The 2,290-nt window shown below is 38.3% G+C and carries 3 protein-coding genes and 1 pseudogene; 1 reads left to right on the top strand and 3 read right to left on the bottom strand.

Annotated elements, in window-relative coordinates; genetic code table 11:
• A partial coding sequence (locus FNW02_RS37935) for a hypothetical protein (protein WP_191762597.1) occupies positions 1-299 on the top strand: 299 nt, incomplete at its 5' end.
• 272 nt (positions 300-571) lie between these two features.
• On the opposite strand, the gene FNW02_RS37930 is transcribed toward FNW02_RS37935, so the two are convergent.
• The 3 genes and pseudogenes from FNW02_RS37930 to FNW02_RS37920 all read right to left on the bottom strand — a co-directional run.
• Positions 572-835 (bottom strand): hypothetical protein, encoded by a 264-nt coding sequence (locus FNW02_RS37930; protein WP_191762596.1) that lies wholly within the window; start codon positions 833-835, stop codon positions 572-574.
• A 168-nt stretch (positions 836-1,003) separates the two neighbouring features.
• Complete coding sequence (locus FNW02_RS37925; protein ID WP_191762595.1) at positions 1,004-1,450, bottom strand: hypothetical protein; 447 nt, start codon at positions 1,448-1,450, stop codon at positions 1,004-1,006.
• A 433-nt stretch (positions 1,451-1,883) separates the two neighbouring features.
• Positions 1,884-2,290 (bottom strand): annotated as a pseudogene (locus FNW02_RS37920) (hypothetical protein); the annotation flags it as partial.

Raw genomic sequence — 2,290 nt, 5'->3', positions numbered from 1 at the left:
ATTTTGTCAAATTAGTTGAAATTCTTGACCACTTTGGGTTTACAAAGGGAAGTTTCACAGGTGAATCAGAACGCATACTTTACCTCCTCCCAGGATATGAAAATTATCGTTTAGGCTTTAGATGGGTGAAAGATGATAATTTTTGTTCCGATGCAATTGAAGTTACTTTAAGTAAATGCTGGGGTGGATTAATCATGGCCCAATGGCGTGTAGATTTATTTTTGTTCGGACTAGTTTTAAGGCAAGCTCAGATGTTTGCTTCGGAATTGGAATCACTCGATGAAGTGGAGCATAGTTAAAGTTAAAACGTGCTTGTTTGAAGCCCCTAGTAGTTCGCTCTCGTGAACTGATCTGGGTAAAGGGGAATGGCACGCTTGTAAAGCTGGGGAGGCTGGGGAAGCAGGGGGAGTAAAGAGAAATTCTTAGTAACTCTTGCTACTGCAAACTCCTTGAATACACTTATTTTCTTGTCTCCCCCAGCACAAGAGCAGCACCCCCCGCTCCCCCAGCTCACCTCAACAAATAACTAAACTTAGTGCCATTCGGGTAAAGGGAAAGAGGTAAAGGTGTTTTATCCCTTTCCCCTACCCCTTAGCTTGCCAAACACCTCGTTGAGAATTTGATTTACTTCGTTTTCTGTCGCTGGAGTATCCCAGGCTCCCGTAGATACCAAACTTTGCGTGTACTCTTGAATCCAATTCTTCAAAAACTCTTTTTGTTCAACTCTGGTTCCTCTGGGTAATATTATTGTGACTGGAAGTTGATTAAAAATTAGACTGCAAGCTTCGCACACTCCTATACCAGGAACATTAATTTTAAAAATTCTGTTGGACATACTGCCCTGTTCCGGCGCAAAAACCAGAAGGGTCAACAACAACTGCTGGATATTGACACGAATAATTGTTTCTCTTTTCTGGGAAGTTGTTCTACCTCAAAATAATCGGCGCTATTTAGACATTAGCTGCGGGACTTTTTTTTGATTTAGTTTAAGGAACAAATATCCTTAAACTAAAACCTCAGTACTTAAAAACTCAACAGATAGGACTTCGGAACTTGGTTGAAATAAAATAGAGGAATCGGTAATATAAGGTCTATCTCTTAATTTTTGGCGCTCCCACTCAGGATAAATGTAATTTTGCAACCAGCCACTAAGCTCACAAGAATACTTATTGTCTATCTGATTTAATAGTGCTATTGCATTCTTCTTAGATAAAAAATCAAACTTTTCTCCATACAATTCTAATGAGAAAGCCAGATTTTTTATCAGGCTTTCATATTTACTCACTTTGAAATTTGCTTGCGACTCCAAACAATAGTTAAACACAGAGAAAGCTGCAATACTTAAATTGAGAGCATCATCAGCAAATATAAAACTTTCCCCGTCTTTATTGGATTTATAATCTATAGGTAGCCAAAAATCTATACAATAAAACTGATAATTAGTAGACATAAATTACTTTATCCTTTAAAAGGATAGCTCAATTCGTGACATTCCCTGGACTAATGAATTTAAGTTGAATTGCTTGAGATGAAATAACAGCAAGGGCTAACCGCTTTAAAAAGATACCAGATGTGTTTGCAGTTTGAATTCATGCTGTTAAAAACAGTACCACTCTGCCTACTGGTTTCTTTGTATATCTAAAGGAGTAAATTGAAGGAGTTTATCGGAATTTTAAGTTATTTTTTATACTAAATATCGAAAAAATTAACAAGTGCAGATGCAGCCTTGGGTAAATCCTGCCCAAAAAGTAGCCGGAGCGAGCATGAAGGCGTCTAGCCTTTAATTAGACCCAGAAATAGAGGTGCATATCTTTTATCTGAAAGCTAGGAATGGGTGTAGTCGTGTGAGGTGTAGGAAAAACTAGAACCACTTCTTTGTAATACTAACTTACCGGATAATATAACCCCGTATTTTTGTTAAATTCCCACCCCATGCCCGATTTATCCTTGCCCTTACACCACGCTACAAAAAGCGGTGGGTGCAGCTTAGTTCGCTGTTCACGTATAGTTTCTACACTAACACCAAGTCTTGCAGCCAAACCTTCTTCGCTTAGCGGTTGGATTCTTGGGGTAGAGCGTTGATAATATGAATTGTTGTACGATTTCTTGGTTTGCTTAAGTTGATTATTCAGATAATCTTGAATTTTAAGAATCGCTTCGGTCAATTGTTTGATTCGAGCTGCCATCCCCGAAATTTTTTGTTCTAAATCGGCAAGATTAGGGATTGCTGTGGTTTGATTGCTATTAGATTCACTTAAGGACTGTGACTCTAGCTTATCTAGTCTTTCGC

Source organism: Komarekiella delphini-convector SJRDD-AB1 (assembly GCF_014831675.1).
In the GTDB taxonomy this organism is placed as follows: domain Bacteria; phylum Cyanobacteriota; class Cyanobacteriia; order Cyanobacteriales; family Nostocaceae; genus Komarekiella.
The sequence above is the reverse complement of the archived record's forward strand: the minus strand, read 5'-3'. Positions and strand labels throughout refer to the sequence as shown.